General features: G+C 59.2%; 14 protein-coding genes and 1 pseudogene. 4 read left to right on the top strand and 11 right to left on the bottom strand.

Annotated features, from left to right (window positions below; all coding sequences use genetic code 11):
• Positions 1-471: 471 nt before the first annotated feature.
• Positions 472-1,035: a sigma-70 family RNA polymerase sigma factor gene (locus tag EOA85_RS10115; protein ID WP_095519945.1), complete on the bottom strand. Its 564-nt coding sequence runs from the start codon at positions 1,033-1,035 to the stop codon at positions 472-474.
• Between the two features lie 351 nt (positions 1,036-1,386).
• On the opposite strand from EOA85_RS10115, the gene EOA85_RS10110 reads away from it, so the two are divergent.
• Complete coding sequence (locus tag EOA85_RS10110) at positions 1,387-3,498, top strand: catalase (RefSeq protein WP_127209311.1); 2,112 nt, start codon at positions 1,387-1,389, stop codon at positions 3,496-3,498.
• Between the two features lie 92 nt (positions 3,499-3,590).
• On the opposite strand, the gene EOA85_RS10105 is transcribed toward EOA85_RS10110, so the two are convergent.
• On the bottom strand, positions 3,591-4,085 hold the full coding sequence (locus tag EOA85_RS10105) for a hypothetical protein (RefSeq protein ID WP_127209310.1): 495 nt from the start codon (positions 4,083-4,085) through the stop codon (positions 3,591-3,593).
• Positions 4,086-4,858: 773 nt separating this feature from the next.
• Here EOA85_RS10105 and EOA85_RS10100 point away from each other — a divergent pair.
• The gene (locus EOA85_RS10100) at positions 4,859-5,170 is read left to right on the top strand and encodes a hypothetical protein (RefSeq protein ID WP_127209309.1); all 312 of its coding nucleotides are present in this window, start codon (positions 4,859-4,861) and stop codon (positions 5,168-5,170) included.
• A 446-nt stretch (positions 5,171-5,616) separates the two neighbouring features.
• Here EOA85_RS10100 and EOA85_RS10095 read toward each other — a convergent pair whose 3' ends face one another.
• The 4 genes from EOA85_RS10095 to EOA85_RS10080 all read right to left on the bottom strand — a co-directional run bounded on the left by EOA85_RS10095 (position 5,617) and on the right by EOA85_RS10080 (position 8,380).
• Positions 5,617-6,144 carry a ferritin-like domain-containing protein gene (locus EOA85_RS10095; RefSeq protein WP_127209308.1) on the bottom strand — a complete coding sequence of 176 codons (528 nt, stop codon included), beginning with the start codon at positions 6,142-6,144 and terminating at the stop codon, positions 5,617-5,619.
• Between the two features lie 219 nt (positions 6,145-6,363).
• Positions 6,364-6,582, bottom strand: coding sequence for a hypothetical protein (locus EOA85_RS10090; protein WP_065006889.1), 219 nt, complete (start codon positions 6,580-6,582; stop codon positions 6,364-6,366).
• A gap of 275 nt (positions 6,583-6,857) precedes the next feature.
• Positions 6,858-7,079, bottom strand: coding sequence for a hypothetical protein (locus EOA85_RS10085; protein ID WP_127209307.1), 222 nt, complete (start codon positions 7,077-7,079; stop codon positions 6,858-6,860).
• A 152-nt stretch (positions 7,080-7,231) separates the two neighbouring features.
• Positions 7,232-8,380 (bottom strand): DUF3182 family protein, encoded by a 1,149-nt coding sequence (locus tag EOA85_RS10080; RefSeq protein ID WP_127209306.1) that lies wholly within the window; start codon positions 8,378-8,380, stop codon positions 7,232-7,234.
• A gap of 255 nt (positions 8,381-8,635) precedes the next feature.
• Between EOA85_RS10080 and EOA85_RS10075 the strand changes: the two genes are divergently transcribed.
• Complete coding sequence (locus tag EOA85_RS10075; RefSeq protein ID WP_348627888.1) at positions 8,636-9,625, top strand: MBL fold metallo-hydrolase; 990 nt, start codon at positions 8,636-8,638, stop codon at positions 9,623-9,625.
• A gap of 75 nt (positions 9,626-9,700) precedes the next feature.
• Here EOA85_RS10075 and EOA85_RS10070 read toward each other — a convergent pair whose 3' ends face one another.
• Positions 9,701-10,225, bottom strand: coding sequence for a metallophosphoesterase (locus EOA85_RS10070; RefSeq protein WP_065006893.1), 525 nt, complete (start codon positions 10,223-10,225; stop codon positions 9,701-9,703).
• A 210-nt stretch (positions 10,226-10,435) separates the two neighbouring features.
• Between EOA85_RS10070 and EOA85_RS10065 the strand changes: the two are divergent.
• Positions 10,436-10,549 (top strand): annotated as a pseudogene (locus tag EOA85_RS10065) (DUF982 domain-containing protein); the annotation flags it as partial.
• A gap of 89 nt (positions 10,550-10,638) precedes the next feature.
• Here the strand turns inward: EOA85_RS10065 and EOA85_RS10060 are convergent.
• The 4 genes from EOA85_RS10060 to EOA85_RS10045 form a co-directional block, all read right to left on the bottom strand.
• Positions 10,639-13,170, bottom strand: coding sequence for an NAD-dependent epimerase/dehydratase family protein (locus tag EOA85_RS10060; RefSeq protein ID WP_127209304.1), 2,532 nt, complete (start codon positions 13,168-13,170; stop codon positions 10,639-10,641).
• 423 nt (positions 13,171-13,593) lie between these two features.
• Entirely contained in the window at positions 13,594-13,866 is a 273-nt protein-coding gene (locus EOA85_RS10055; protein WP_127209303.1) for a hypothetical protein, read from the bottom strand.
• 85 nt (positions 13,867-13,951) lie between these two features.
• The gene (locus EOA85_RS10050; protein ID WP_127209302.1) at positions 13,952-15,262 is read right to left on the bottom strand and encodes an HlyD family type I secretion periplasmic adaptor subunit; all 1,311 of its coding nucleotides are present in this window, start codon (positions 15,260-15,262) and stop codon (positions 13,952-13,954) included.
• Positions 15,262-15,592 (bottom strand): ATP-binding cassette domain-containing protein (locus EOA85_RS10045; protein ID WP_127209301.1); only part of this gene is annotated, 331 nt, incomplete at its 5' end. The genes EOA85_RS10050 and EOA85_RS10045, both read right to left, overlap by 1 nt.

Genomic DNA, 15,592 nt, shown 5'->3' with positions numbered 1-15,592 from the left:
GATCAGTATCACGCCGCGGATCGGCTCTCTTAAGACTGACTGTTGCAACCGCTAACGCGAATCATAACCAGTGGCAGCAGAGGTCGCGAGAGTCGAATTATCGAGCGCACCCGGCAACATTGCCGGGGGAGAGGGAGGGGAAAGAATAGGCTTCCCCGACGAGATTAGCGGCTTCGAAACAATGCTGTGCAAGGGACGGCGCTGACGGCGAGGACGGCGCGTGAATCCTTGCAAACGCTGATTGCTGTCACCACACTGGTGAAGGGACCAATTCGTTAAGAGAACACTATGTCTCGCTCGAGCGACGATACCATCAGCCCGCAACTCCGGCTGGCAATAGACCGGAAGATTGCATCTCTGCTGACTGCCATCGAGCAGGAAAAGGTCCCCGGCCGTCTGACCAACCTTGCGATCCAACTGCAGAACGCGCTTGTCGAGAAGCGTCGATGCAAAGCAAAGAAAGTGGAATAGCTATCGACGCCTGTCGACTGCCAAGTTTCCCTGTGCTTCGGACAGGTGATTGCGTCTTTCTACCAATGTCTGCAACGAACTTTCGCCGAGGTGTTCCAGCACGCTGGCGCGCGCTCGGTTAAGGCGGCTTTTTACCGTTCCCACGGCGCAACCGCATATCTCGGCAGTTTCTTCATAGCTGACGCCAAGCACCCCGATCAGCATCAGGACCTCGCGCTGATGTTCCGGCAGCTTCTGGACTGCGCTAGAGACTTCCTTGCTCTGAACGGACCACTCCTGCGTCGCTTCCGAAATTGGGATTAGGGAGGCGCAGTCAAGCAGGCCGGGTTTTTCCCTGTCGGCGGCCTTAATGCGCGTATAATAGGTGTTGCGCATGATGGTGAAGAGCCATGACTTCATACGCGTTCCGGGCTCGAACTTATCGATGTTGGCGAGCCCTTTGGTCAACGTCTCCTGGACCAGGTCATCAGCATCGTCAGGAACACGGCAGAAGGTGCGGGCGAAGGCTCGCAAGGCAGGTATCAGGTCAACGATGGAAACGTCATCCGTTTCCTGGTTGGCCAAGGCGTAGCCCCTCGAGGACAATGGTCCAGCTCCCAGCAAGAATAAGTTGATGCACGCAGACCTAGCTAAATGCATGAAGGTTGGGTTCGTTCCGGACGTCGAAATAAGTCGCTAGAAAATCTTGGATTGGGCGAACGCACACCCGTCTCTGTGCGGCCGAGTTCTGTTGCGGTGAGGCCGCCCGATTAGAACACGGCCAGGGTCCGCCCGCAGTGGGCAGCCAGCGACGTCGATTCGCCATTGTTCCGCAAGCAAAGGCGCCAGTCTTTTACTGGAACAAAGCTGCGCATCGGCAGTTCGACGACCCTGAGCCGGTGGTTCCGGCCTTCATCCATCGAGGAGCGATAAACCATGGCCCAGTCCCGGCAGCGTTCAGAAACTCAGCCTGCAAGCAGTCGCGACCAAAATGTCGAGCGTGGAAACGGCGGTGAGTTTCACCAAACGGCGGAAGGCGAGACCCCTGTCCTCACCACTGCGCTCGGAACGCCTGTCTCGGACGATCAGAACACTCTGAAGATCGGCGAGCGTGGGCCATCGCTGATCGAGGATTTCCACTTCCGTGACAAGATCTTCCATTTCGATCACGAGCGGATACCCGAGCGGGTCGTGCATGCTCGCGGCTACGGGGCACACGGCTATTTCGAAACCTATGAATCGCTCGCTAAATACACGCGCGCCGACATTTTTCAGCGTGCTGGCGAAAAGACGCCGGTTTTCGTGCGCTTCTCGACAGTCGCCGGCAACAAGGGCTCGTTTGACCTGGCCCGCGACGTGCGCGGTTTCGCGGTCAAGCTTTACACCAAGGAAGGCAATTGGGATCTGGTCGGCAACAACATCCCGGTTTTCTTCATCCAGGACGCGATCAAGTTTCCCGATCTGATCCATGCCGCCAAGCAGGAACCGGACCGCGATTTCCCGCAGGCCCAAACTGCGCATGACAATTTCTGGGACTTCATCAGCCTGATGCCGGAATCGATGCACATGATCATGTGGATCATGTCGGATCGTGCGATCCCGCGCTCCTTCCGCTTCATGCAGGGCTTCGGCGTCCACACCTTCCGCTTCGTCAACGCGGACGACGAATCCACCTTTGTCAAATTCATCTGGAAACCAAAGCTTGGCATGCAGTCGGTAGTCTGGAACGAAGCGGTCAAAATCAATGGCGCCGATCCGGATTTCCATCGCCGCGACCTGTGGGAGGCGATCCAGTCCGGCAACTTCCCTGAATGGGAACTTACCGTACAGCTCTTCGATCAGGACTTTGCGGACAGCTTCGATTTCGACGTCCTCGACGCCACAAAGATTATTCCCGAAGAGATCCTCCAGCCGATCCCCGTGGGGCGACTGGTCCTGGATCGCATGCCGGATAATTTCTTCGCCGAGACCGAACAGGTTGCGTTCATGACGCAGAACGTGCCCCCCGGCATTGATTTTTCCAATGACCCGCTGCTGCAGGGACGCAACTTTTCCTATCTCGATACCCAGCTGAAACGGCTCGGCAGCCCGAATTTCACCCACCTTCCGATCAATGCACCGAAATGCCCGTTCGCTCATTTTCAACAGGATGGACACATGGCCATACGCAATCCGGTAGGCCGTGCCAATTATGAGCCAAATTCGTGGGGCATGGGTCCGCGCGAAGAACCCCAGCGCGGTTTCCGTTCCTTTGCCGATGCCGAGGAGGGCCAGAAAGTGCGGCTGCGGGCGGAAAGCTTCGCCGACCACTACAGCCAGGCGAGGCAGTTCTTCAACAGCCAGACGCCTCCGGAACAACGCCACATCGCGATGGCTTTGACATTCGAGTTGAGCAAGGTCCAAACACCGGCAATCCGCGAACGAATGGTCTCCCATCTGCTGAACGTCGACGAGGCTCTGGCGGCCACTGTCGCCGACAAGCTTGGGATTCGAAAGATGCCCAATCCGGCAGACGCTGCCGTGCCGCCGCGAGTCGACCTGGAGCCATCGCCGGCGCTCAGCATCATCGAAAACGGACCGGAGAGCTTCAGAGGCCGCAAGGTTGGCGTGCTGGTCAGCGACGGCGTGGATGCCGCCATATTCGAGCAACTCCGGTCCGCGATCGAAACGGAAGGCGCGGTGATGGAGGTTGTCGCCGCAAAGGTCGGCGGCGTAAGTGCGGCTGACGGCACGCAAATCGAAGCGAGGCACATGATCGACGGCGGACCATCGGTCCTGTTCGACGCGGTCGTGCTTATGTTGTCAGAACCGGGCGCCGAACTGCTGGCCAAGGAAGCCGCGGCGAAGGATTTCGTTTCCGATGCCTTCGCGCATTGCAAATTCATCGGGTTCACGCCACAAGCCGAGCCACTCCTGGCCAGGGCAGGTGTCGAGGCGGATGCGGATGAAGGACTGATAAGGCTGGAATCAGAAGAGGCGGCTGAGGAATTTGTCCAGGCCTGCCGGAAGTTGCGGCTTTGGGCGCGGGAGGCGGCCGTCAAGCTCTGACGCGGGTGCATGCTGGCCATCTGTTTGCGTGGTAGACGGGAACCCCGGCGACCATGCGGGCGGAAGCATCCGCGCCGCTCTTACTGGGCCGTCTATGACCGGGCGTTGTTCTTAGCCGTTTCCTCTCGCTGTTTTTTTAGGACTTCGTCAGTCCCGACCAGCTTTTTCGCCCCGCCGGAGATCGCTGTGGACACCACGGCAGGCGGGTCGCTCGCGGGAAAGGAATCCTCAAGTCCGGCCTGCAACTGGTCTTCCAAGGTTTTCGGCTCTTCCGACCGACCAAGTGTCCTTCGGGTTTCTGCTTCCTCCAGCGGCTGTTTCATTTTCGGCGAACAACTGACCTCTCGAACGCAGGCGTAAAGCTGTTCGATGGCAAATTCCTTCATTGTCTCGAAATCTGCCCTTTCATCATTCATTGCCTCGATCTGATCGACCATAGTCTTCTCGAACCGTTCAAGGCTATCGCTTCCGCAAGCCTGGCAAAGACGCAATAATGCTTCGTGGAGCACTTTCGGACCAAAATAGGCAGACGCCTCGAGCTTGAGCCGCTGCAAATGCTCTGGAGTTACCGCCTGAATTTTTGACATATGCAGCCCTTTCGCCTGACGAGCATATCAACGGTAATGGTCGGCAGATGTTCCATTCACCCGGCACTGATGGATAGCTCTTGTTCAGCGAGCCGCCGCCAATCGCTGCGACGCAGACTGGTCGACGCGATTTCTGGCCTGTAGATGCGGCAAACTGCGGTAACGTGCGACCGGAATGGTTTGAGCGCTTGGTCGAGAATGCCGCAAGCGGGAATATGCCGGTGTCTGTGGGCTTCAGAGGTCCGGCGCAGATCAAGCTCTTCCGGCGCTTGGCCGATGTAAACTGACAGCACAGTGCGCAAGGCGGCATGAGCTGCCAAGTAGCGTCGTTGATCGCGCTCAAACACGAACCGACTGCCCTGGTCAATTCAGCTGGGCTAAGCGCGGTCAGGTCCATTTGTGAAATTCGAGTATCGAGGGCGATCCGCCATATATGGACATCGAAGCCGAGAACTGGCGTTGCCCGCGCGCCATCGTCTTGCAAGACAACACCGCTCTGCTTCATCTTACACTTTCCTCGCCGACAGAAGAGCGCGGCATGGCGTCGGCCCGATCGACGCCAATGGTAGCTGGTGATTAGCCATTAAGGAACGCTAGCAGATTTCGCCCCAGTTTAGGATAGGGGTAAGCGCGCTCTTGGCGATGGCCATCCGGGTTGTAGAAAGCACAGGTCAAGTGCCGTGCCAGCAAGTGAGAAAGGAACCTTTTCTGAAACAGGCCGTTTGCCAGCAGGTCGTTGCATTAGCGACCAGTAACAACGGAAGGATCTTGTCATGAGCTACAAGATGATCTGTCTAGGCGCGATGGCGCTTTCGATGGTAAGCGGCGTTTCACTCGCGGCAGGCGCCGACTCAGGCACGACTGCCTTGGATGACCCCGCAAAGATGGAGCCGTTCTACACAGACTCTAGCATGACGACGATGCGGTCCGACGACGAGTTCACGGCAGCTTGGAAAGCGCTGACAGACGAGGATCGTACGGCAATGACAAAAGTCTGCGATGACGAGGCGGCAAACGCCAACGCCGCCAACACCCACCCTGAATTCTGCAGCAATGTCAAAAAGCTCGGCGGCGAGAGTAACTGAACCATGGAAGGCGGGCAACGGCCCGCCGTTTGATTACCGACTGTGAGGCCGGAGCGAATGGATAGCCGCATGGCGTGGGCTATATTGACCGGTCGCTCCGCCACTCACGGCCATGCGAATGACCAGACCAATGATAAAACACCCGCGCGATGCGCTGCTGCCAGAGCCGCATCTTTGGTTGCTTCAGGGTCCACCCGCCAACCGCACTGGACGCGAGCGCGTTGTGCGCTAGCACCAATGCGCGGGTGATTGTTGCGTGCCACCCAGTAAGAGCAATTGCAGGGTACCGATCCTCAAGCCGGCTCTGAATTGTCGGCTGACTCGGCAGTTTCAGGCAAATCTCCTTCAACTGCCGAATCAGTACTCGGATGGCAAGGATACCTGCGTATCTGAGCGGAGCCCCTGGCGATTCCTGCCGGAACCCCGCAAGCCCATGTCATAGGGGATTACGCGGCCGCTTGAAGAGCACGTTCGTTGACGCCACCCTCGCCTAGACCCGTCAGCGCTTCGTCTGTCGCGACCTCTTCCTCGAGCGTCGCTTTGAGAAGAGAGACGATATCGGCCTTTCCCATCTGTTCTGCCCAGGCAATAAGAGTACCGTACCGGGCGATCTCGTAATGCTCGACGGCTTGCGCCGCTGCGACCAGTCCGGCATCGAGCGCAGGAGCACCTTCATATTCTTCGAGGATTTCCGAGCCTTCTTCAATGATGCCGTCGATCGCCGGACAGGTCTTGCCGCGTGCTGCCTTGCCAAATTTCTCGAACACCTCCTCGAGGCGATCGACGTGAGCTTCCGTTTCCATACGATGCTTTTCGAAGGCAGCAGTCACTTTTTCCGACTCCGCACCTTTCGCCATTTTCGGCAGGGCCCTCAGGATTTTCTTTTCGGCGTAGTAAAGATCTTTGAGTCCGTCGAGGAACAGGTCCTCAAGACCCTTGGTTGTCGCTTTCGCGGCTTTCTTCGCAGTTGGCATGGTCTTCTCCCGCTGGGGTTGGAGCTAGCCTCCCTAACTAGGAAGGCGTCCGATAACCCCGCCGGCCGGCAACAAGTTCCCTGATGATTCGAGCCGCTGGAAATTTTCCGAGGCCCCGGGTTCGCATAGTCAGGTGCTGCAAAGGGTTACGCTGGCGAGCGCAGGCGCAGCGCCGCCCTTTGGGCCCGCCCCCGATCGGCCCGCGCCGGGCAAATAGGCTCAATCGATCCGTCTGATACGGCCCTTGTCGAGACGGAACACTCCATCCTGTCCGCCCTGCTTCTCAAAGTCGGTAAGCAGATCATCCCATGTACCCAGGAATTCGCCACAGTCGTCGCAAACGATCCTGTCCTCGGGACCGGCGTCGGCCGGAATCCTCAGCCTTATTGTCAGGCAATAAGGGCACTCCAACTGGTGGTTAAGGTACTGTTTGGTCATTGACGACAGCGAGAATGCACCGGAAATGTGGCCCCTGCAACCTGGCTCGCGCTGATCCGACGGGCTTGGTCCGAAAATGTACAGCGATCGGCATCACGGATTGTCGCGATCCTCCAGGAATACGAGCGCGTCTTGGCTGGGGCCGAATGTTCAAAGCCGATGAACAGCAGGGTTTAGCGCAGATAGTTACCGCTGCTGCCAGTGCGTTCTGAACACCGGATCTTGAAACTCTGAGACAGTCCGCTCTCGGTTCGAGTCAAGACAGCTTGAGCCCATCATATCCCGTCTTTGGTCGGAGGCCACCCAGCCTGAGCCGTCGGCGGAATGTTGTCGGAGGTCACTTCGCCCCGCTTGAGTTTTCTAATGGCTTCGTCGGCTTCGATTTCATCCAGGCCGGAGAGCGGCAAACCGTCAACTACGACGGCTTCCTCGCTCTCGTCGTCATAGACTTCCCACAAGCCCTCCGAATCCTGTCGTTTGTTGTAGATGGTTGGCATGGCAGCTCCTTTTATGCCGGAACAACTCAAGCCGCCCACGGATGTTCCCTGGTCCTTAAGCGTTTTGCGATCCTAAATTTGACGCTCATTGGCCGGCGCAAATGGCACAGAGTTGTGCGCGACCATCGATGGCGCAGGGCAAGTCTACGATGCTAATCGGCCGCTTTCCTTGGCGCCTCCCGGGTCGCATGGGTGACCACGGTATAGCGCGTAATCGGCCCGTCATCGGGGTCTTCTCCTTGAAAGTGAATATCCGCCTTCACTGGCAGCCGGCTGGTATTGCCGAACGCCTTAACTGCGGACGCACGGACGAGTTGGATGGCCGGGTCTTGCTTCATGATTTTTATTGCCGCAAGCTCGGCAGTACTGCTGCCGCCAATACGCCAGCTGGCTTCGAGCACGCCGGATCGCCAGGTACCCGACGAGTCGACCCCCTGGCCGATATCGTAATTGCGCCGCGAGGCGAAAAATCCAGGATACCCAGCCGTCGCCGCGTCATAGGCCTTCGCCTGCGCCGTTGCCAAAGCTAGTGCGCGAGGAAGCTGAAGATCTTGGAGAGCTTCCCATCCGCCGCGCACTACAATGAGATCCGATCCGCCGTAAACGGATTGTCCCGCATTATCGGTCGTCGTCCTTTGAGAGCCGTAGTAGGCGACCCTTATTTCGTCGATCTCCGTTCTGCCAACGCTTAGCGTGACGATGTCACGAAGGTCCGCTTCGAGCACCAGACCGGACTCGTCCAGGTCGAGGAAGCGGTATCGCTCGAGCAGTCCCTCGACGTCAGCGACCGTGCGAACGATGTGCTGGTCCTGGCCTCGCGAGGAAAGCGGTGGCTTAAGCCGGGCCTGCCCGAGCCTCAGCAGACGTTCCGCTGCTCGCAGCGCATCGTGCCGCGAAAACACCGTGTAGCCAGGCAATACTGCTGCGCTGACAGTTCTGCCGAAGCCGGTTGACCATTCTTTCGGTCGCTTGGCCAAGCCGTCGACCAGTTCATGGGTTATCGCCTTGGTCATTGCGAAGCGCCAAGGCACCACGCCGCCGAAGAGATCCTGCGGCCCGTTGATACCTAGCCGTGCCGCATCGGGAGCAAGCAAGCTGTCGTCCGGCACGAAATACAAGCCGTTGCCGCCGCTGTTGCCTAGACCCTGCTGGAAGGCAAATCCCTTGAGACTCGCAATCGTGCGGGCAACGGCAGCCATAGCTTCCCGTTCGTGAGCATAGAGGGGCTCGCAGCCCGGCGCGGAGAATGCGATTACGGTGCCTTTTGCCTCGCTCGGCTGAGTGCCTCTGTGCTCGGTCATCTCGTTCGTTCCGGTGCTACCTCATTGTGGCCGCGGATTGCCGATGTTTCGGCCCGCGCTTCGGTCCGACCCAAGAGAACGCGCAAGATGGCAGAAACGTTCAGCCTGGCTTGGCCGGCCGCCGTACTTCTGCGTCCTTTCGAACGATATACGTCGGGAACCGCTACCCGGAGCGCGCGATTAGAGGGGTAGACGTGAGGTCCAGATCGTGTCTGAAGGTGAGCGCCTGGTGGCGAAATTCGAAAACAGTATCGGGTGAATTCGGTGACGTTGCTGGTTCAGCCGCGCCTGGTCAACGACCCCTTCTCGGATGCGGGGCTCCTTCTGGATTTCCGATTCGGCAACCGGGCGATGCTCTTCGACATTGGTGATCTGTCGCCACTTTCGCCGCGCGAAATCCTGCGCGTCAGCCATGTGTTCGTATCACACATGCATATGGACCATTTCGCCGGCTTCGATCGGCTCCTGCGGTTATTTCTATACAGGAATAGAACAGTGCATTTCTTCGGCCCGCCTGGGTTGACCGCGGCCGCGCAAGCCAAGCTCAACGCATACACGTGGAATCTCCTCGACGAACAGTCCCACGATTTCATGATAGCGGCCTGCGACTGGACGCCGGGCGGATTTCATCATTGCCGCCTGTTTCCGGCGCGATCGGGCTTCGCTCGAGAGGATACTGCCTCGACCTCAGCCGAAGGAAATGTCCTGCTCGATGATCCCGATTTCCGTGTCGAAGCAGCAATGCTTGACCACGGCGTTCCATGCCTTGCATTCGCGTTTCAGGAAAAGATCCGGGTCAATGTGCAAAAACCGCAACTGGAAGCATTGGGTTTGCGCGTCGGACCTTGGTTGAGCGAAGCCAAGCGTGCGGTCCGGCGCGGGGCTGATCCGAAAACGACGCTGGCGGCAACCGCGGATCGGCATATCTCGGTCGGCGAACTGCTCGGTGCCGGAGCCCTGAGAACCGGTCCCGGGCAGAGGATTGTCTATGCGACCGATCTCGCCTTCAATGAGGCAAATATTGCGCGTGTCGTTGCGCTTGCGCACGGCGCGAACCAGTTGTTTATCGAGGCCGGCTTCCTGCAGGAAGATCGCGAGCTGGCCGCAGCGAAGCGGCATCTCACGGCAGCCGAAGCCGGCACTATCGCCAGGCTTGCAGGTGTTGAACATGCCGTGCCGATGCACTTTTCGCCCCGTTATCTCGGACACGAGGATGAACTGCGTGCAGAGTTCATGGCAATCTAGTCGCGTAAGCGCTTCTCAACCGCGCGACGCAGAATACCAGCCATTAGGCAACAGCCGGTATGATCTGCGTTTTGATCACTTGCGTTGAATATACCGGCCGACGGTTCGCCGCCGTCGGCTTGCAAGGATGGCGGAAAGGGTGACCGGGCGAAAATCCCAGCTGTCAACGCCCGCGTCGTACTGGCGTGTAACCGGGCTCAGTCTGCCGTGGGAATGGCCATGCAGATCGATCGATTTCTTGCCGATCTGATTCCAGGTGCGAAAAGGATAGTGGCAAAGGATCAGCAACCGGCCATCTATCGTCAGCTCCTTATAATGTTGAGTGCTGGCCCAACCTGCGGCGCCGATGGTCGCTGCGCCATCGTTGTTGCCGATAATCAAATGTTTCTGGCCATGAAGAGAAGACAGTAGCGATGAAACGAATTCGGCCGATCCCCTCGCAAAATCGCCGAGATGCCAGATCTCGTCGTCCGGGCTGACGGTTTCGTTCCAGAGCGAAATCAGCGCTCGATCGTGTTCTGCCAGCGAGCCGAACGGGCGACGATCGATGCGCAGAATGCGCGGATCGCTGAAATGTGTGTCGGCCGTGAAATAGATCATGGTCGTTCACAGCCTTTGCGGACAACGTCCGAACCTCGCCATACATTCGTCGAGCCTGTCGAGCGCGATGAGATAGTGCGCCACCGCGCTCTGGCCACCTCTGCTTGTGTTGGCAGAGGCCGGGGGCTTCCATCAAGGACCTTCGTGGTATTACCTTAGAGATCGCAAGAACCTAGGCCGTGAGCGCCAGCGTCCAAGACGCGGCTCGCTGCAATCGAAGCCTGCCTTGCTGTTATCCGCGGCGAAAAGCCGCCAAGGGTCGCGCGCCAAGCGTTCATCGTCGCGGCCAAGGATGCGAGGATCCTGCTCGGCGAACAAATCTAGCCGGCCGATCAGGCCGAGCCTCGTTCAGGGAACTCGATCTCTCCTTGACCTGCTCTTGCAGATCGTCACGCGCGCTCGCTATGAGTTACTCAGACAATCGCCCGATCCCAACCGCCATAATGTTGGTTGCTGCGTGTGCCGCGCGACAGGCTGAGCACGATCAGCGCCAGACCGATAGCAACATTCGCAACGATCGCGGTGGTCCCGCCGCCGGAAAGCACGAACGGTGACACCGCGATCCATGCACCAAGCACTAAATTGAAGAAGCGCACCGGCCGGACAACTTCGGCCATGGCTGTGACTGCGACCATGACAATGAGACAGCCGACTACATGATCGCTGAAGTAGAGCGGTGGTTGTGTGCCAAAGATCAATGGCGTCGTCATCAACAAGGCGCCAAGTAGCGTGCTGGCTACCAGCGTCCATGGGAAATTAACGCCGCCGGTGACGAATTCCTTCAGCAACTCGGACACAGGGCGGTCGAGGTCGGTGTCAGGTGTCTGGTTCTCCGACAGCGCCGGTCCGCCCATCCAGAAGGTACGCCAGAACGGCTCGCCCGCCCTCGTGGCGCCCCAGAGATATTGGATGGTCGCCAGCACCTCATCGACCGAGTAAGGGATCAGCACCACCGTGACGGCGGCCTGGAGGATGCAGAGTGTGCACAGCGCGCCAATCAGCGGTGGCTGGATGATGATGAAGGACACACTGACCACGCCGAGCGGAACGATCAGCAAACCGAAGAGGAGCACCATCCACGGCATGGTGCGCCAGCGCCGGCGATCGCCGATCGCGCCGGCGAGGATGTCGAGGCTATAGGCAAAAGCGCCGAGCCCGGCATCGGCGATTGGAAAACCCTTCGAGACCCATGACGTCACCACCGCCTCGCTGCCGTTGCGTACCGGCGCGCCGCCGGGGCCGAAGAACGGATCCCACAACCCATCTATGTGGCCCATCTGGTAGGCGGCGAGATAGCGTGAAACGAATAGGCCGACAAAGGCCAGGGCCACGATGGGGATCCGCTGCGTGAAGGTGGATGGCGAATAGGTCCAGCCCAGCGGGCGGTCGTCGTCGGCCGCCAGCGCACGGCGGCTGACGCCGGGGGTCGGCGGGATCATTACAGCAAAGGCGACGATCAGCATGCCGACGAGCGTGTCGATGGCATAGGCCGCGGCGCTGGTCGTCCAGAACAGCAACGGCGCAAGCATCACCCAAAGACCGAGCGACGCCGCGACCCACTGCGCCCAGCGCCAGCGCCGGAACATCCCCATCAACGCAAAGACCGTCACGAGCAGGCCCGAAACGATCTCGCTGACACCGAGACCGGCGTTGCGGAATTGTGGCTCCGCAATAGCGTGCCCCAGAGCGGGGGGTATTGCGGCTGCGACGGGGTCGAACAGGCCAACTGTCATCGGCGATGTGGCCAGCCACAGTCCGAGCGCAGCGTTGGTCATCGGCGCCCAGAGCGTCCTCGACCGATGCCGCTTTATCGCCGCTTCGACGTCTTCCTTGCTTCGTTCGAGCGGTCCCTTAAGTCGCCTTTCGGCCTGCTCGATCTCAGGATCCGAAGCCGCGACAACGGGCGGATCAAGTTTGTTGGCCGCGTACCAGTCTGTGGGGTCCTGGTTCAGCCGGCGGATCATCTCCGGCAATGTGTCCAGCAGGCTGTGTCTAGGCGCCCAGCCCAGCAGAGTTTTGGCTCGCGAGATGTCGATCTCGTAATGATCGTCCGAATTCTCGATCATCCACGGTTTGATGTCGGTGTCCTGATCGAGTACCTCCGTCTGCACCCACGCGCCCAGCTTCGTCAGCTGCTTCGGCAACACTAAGGTGCGCCAGTCCTCGCCATGAATGAGCCGGCCGATGCGCTTCTGCATCTCCTCGTATGACGGTGTGTCTTCTTCGCCGATCAGAAGCACGGTCTCGGCCGGAAGTTCGGCGCGCCGGTCGACGGTACGCACGACCGCATCGACAAGATCGTCCTTGTGCAGATAGGGCTGACCGGCGGTGATATCGCCGGCGAACAAATAGGCGGTCGGCAAGCGCTCGAAGATGCGAGCGATCTGCTGGGCAATAAAGGCCGCCCGGCAGTCTTCGTCATAGACGCCGGCGAGCCGCAGGATCACCGTCTTGAATTCGCCGCGCTGCCTCGAAATCAGCGCCTCGGTTTCGGCTTTCGATTTTGGGTAGGCCCAGGCCGGGTCGAGCGGCGAGTCCTCATTGATTTTCGTGCCCCTCCCCGGGCTTGGGGCATGGACGAGAAGCGTGCTGGAAAACACGAACTGCTCGGTCTCGATCGCCGTTAGCGCATTCAGGAGCCGGCGCGTGCCCTGCACGGTGACGGCATCATATTTTGGATTGTCCTTGCCGGTCGTGTCGTAATAGGCGGCAAGGTGGATGACTGAGGCGATGCGACCGCCGCTGGGCTCGCGTGCCGCCTCCACAGCCCTACTCACGCTTTCATCGGAGGTGAGATCGATCCCGATCGTCTCCATGCCGGCGGGGGGATGCTTCGGTTTTGCAACATCGAGGCCGATAACCCGGTAGCGGTCAATCAAACCGCGCGCAATCACCTGCCCCAGGAAGCCGCTGCTGCCGGTGATAAGAACCGTCGGAAGGGTCATGCCGTGATTTGCCATAAGTCAGGCCCGTTCGCGTTGGAAGAGAGGCCCGATGGCGCGATGCGCTTTGGCCTTCCTCGGCTCGCTCGGCACCTTCGAAGTGGGTTGATCCTGACCTCCTCAAGCTCTGTCGTGGCGGTACCGTTACACTCCAAAGGAGGATCGCCTGAACGACAAGCAACTGCGCCTCGCGCCCACTCAGTGCGTTAAACACTGGCATGCCGGAATTGTTTCCGAGTCAGGCCAGAAAAATATGGCTCCCTCCGCGCAAGGCTCTCCGCGGCCGAGGCTCAAGGCGTGACTGGCATCAATTGATTGTCGCCAAGCCTATGCAGCGTTCGATTGGCCACTCCGCAGCGAAGCGAACTTGGTGCAACGTCGCACTCGCCGGGCTCGCGATTTTCAGCCAGCGCCTCTTATGGGCGGCTAGTCTGTGTCGTTCCATTCCGCCCTGCGTGCCCGCGCTTCCTCGACGATCAGCTTGAACTCCCGCATCATCGCACTCTCAATGGCGAACGCACTGCTTGGCAGGACGCCGGGGTCTTCCTGATTATTCTGAAATTGAAAACGGGCCTCGAGTTCGGCCCATATTCGCTCGGAAGTCGCGTCGAGGCCGGCAAGCAGCGCGACGATCAGCGCCAGAGTCTCTCGCTGGGCATTCAGCCGCCCCTCGATCTCTTCATTCGTCAACCTGGACATCTGGGATCGCTTCCAATTTCAGGCCAAACCGCAAAATCGCGTCCTTGTTCCGGAATTCAGCTCGTGGGGTCGTCCAGAGACGCAGCTACTCTTCCCTGAATGCCCGTTGGATTTGGTCCGCCAAAGGTTTCACGAGATAGGAAAGCATGGTGCGGCTGCCGGTCGAAAAGAATACCTCGACAGGCATGCCTGGCGCCAAGGTCAGGCCCTTGAGCCTGGTAAGCTCTGTGCGCGGCAAAACAACATGCACGGTATAAAAGCCGGCGCCTGTTTTCTCATCGAGATTGAGGTCGGCGGAAATCTTGCTGACGGCACCACTCAGTTCCGGCGTTGTTTGCTGATTGAATGCCGACAGCCGCAGGGTCGCGCTTTGCCCTGGCGTCAATTGATCGATGTCTTGCGGAGCCACGCGCGCCTCGACGGTCAGGTCGTCTGTCACCGGGACAATCAGCATGATGAGCTCTCCCGGAGAAATAACGCCACCGACCGTGTGCACGCCGAGCTGATGAACGACGCCGTTCTGCGGACTGCGTATATCGATTCGCTTGAGCTGATCTTCGGCCGAAACCTTGCGCTCGACGAATTCAGAGATCTTTGCCTGGACGTCGCGCAGCTCGCTCGCTACCTCGCTGCGCAAATCCTGGTCAACCTGAATGATCTGCAACCGGGTTTCCGCGATACGACCCTTCGCCTGCGCAATCGATGCAGTCAGTTGCCCGTGCTCACCTTTAAGCCGCACGGCATCGCGTTCAAGCGCAGTTATGCGATCGATTGAAACCAGCTTGCGTTGCCAAAGTGCGCGCATGCCTTCGAGCTCAAACCCGATCAACTTGATTTCCTGGCTCTTGGCATCTCTTTGCTCGGTCAAGCCGGAAACTTCTTCGGCAAGCTGCGCAATGCGCTCTTCCAACTGAGCCTTCTGACCGGCGCGTGCCTGTCGGCGAAATTCGAACAGAGATTGCTCTCCGGCCATCGCCCGACCAACCACGGGGGCATCCTGCCGTGACACAAGCGAAGCTGGAAAGATGATGCTTCCTTTGCCGTCGCGCTCGGTCTCAAGGCGAGCCAGGCGCGCCTCGAATTCGTCCAAGCTCTTAGTGACGATCGCCAAATTGGCCCGAGTGATCGTCTCATCGAGGCGGATCAAAACCTTGCCTGATTGCACGGCATCGCCTTCCCGGACGAAGATTTGGCCGACCACTCCACCGGTTGGATGCTGTATTTTTTTGACACTGGAATCGACGACCAGCTTTCCCGAAGCGATAACGGCTCCGGAAAGCTCGGTGACGGCGGCCAAACTCCCCGCCCCGCCAACCAGCAGGATGCAGGTTGCGACACCGCCAAGCAGATAGCGTCGAATGGTGCGATCCACCGCGAAGATCGTGCGTTTTGCCATCAGGATGCCGTCTCTTCAAGACCGGAAACGACCTTCAAGGGCACGCCTGCTGGGCGAGTTATCTTGTTCAAGATCTCATTCTTCGGGCCAAAGGCCTGGATACGGCCGTTCGCCATCACAAGAACCTGATCCAGGCTCGCCAGCGCGCTCGGCCGGTGCGCGACCACGATGGCAACGCCGCCTCGCGCGCGGACGCTTTGAATTGCTTCTGTCAACGCGGCCTCGCCTTCCGCATCGAGGTTGGAGTTAGGCTCGTCGAGAATGACCAGAAACGGGTCACCGTAGAGAGCCCGGGCAAGCGCCACCCTTTGTCTCTGGCCGGCCGAAAGC

The organism is Mesorhizobium sp. M5C.F.Ca.IN.020.29.1.1 (assembly GCF_003997375.1).
Taxonomy (GTDB): Bacteria; Pseudomonadota; Alphaproteobacteria; order Rhizobiales; family Rhizobiaceae; genus Mesorhizobium; species Mesorhizobium wenxiniae.
This window is presented reverse-complemented; position numbering and strand designations above follow the sequence as displayed.